Annotated in this window: 1 protein-coding gene; it reads right to left on the minus strand. The window is 60.2% G+C overall.

What is annotated here, in order from left to right; translation table 11 throughout:
* Positions 1–456 (minus strand): fumarylacetoacetate hydrolase family protein (locus tag ACR0EL_RS22740; protein WP_480502390.1); only part of this gene is annotated, 456 nt, incomplete at its 3' end.
* Positions 457–538 lie beyond the last annotated feature (82 nt).

Raw genomic sequence — 538 nt, forward strand, 5'->3', positions numbered from 1 at the left:
AGATGGGCTCCAGTCATCGGCGCGGGTCAGCGGAGCGAAGACCGCGCCGTTTTCCACATCCTTGCCCAGATCCCAGGGGCGCTGCTTGTTGCGCTCGCGGATCTGCAGGTCGCGGCGCGTCATGTCCAGCGCACAGCCATAGCCAAAAATCGCGTTGCGGGCCTCAGTGGCTGTGGCCCGAAAAACCGGTTTGCCGATTGCAACGGCCAGTTCCATTTCGTGATGATAATCCTCGGTGCCTGCCGGATACGGCACATGCGCTCCGGTCAAAACCGCGTTGGGCGCGGATTTGGTGAAGTAAAACGGCGCCTGACGATCCACCTCATGCCCCATCTCGGCAGCGTGGGCGGCATAGTTGCGGCCCACGCAAAAAATCCGCCCGATCGGATAGGTCGCCTGTTCCCCCTGCACCGGGATGCTTGGGATGTCCGGAAGCGTAAAAAGGTGGTTGGGCATGACGTGCCTCCGTTTTTTTTTGAACGGGGTTCATTGTAAATCGCCAAAGGCTGCCTTCAATCGCGCACAGGCCTCTTCGACC

This window comes from Ruegeria sp. AH12 (assembly GCF_056541465.1).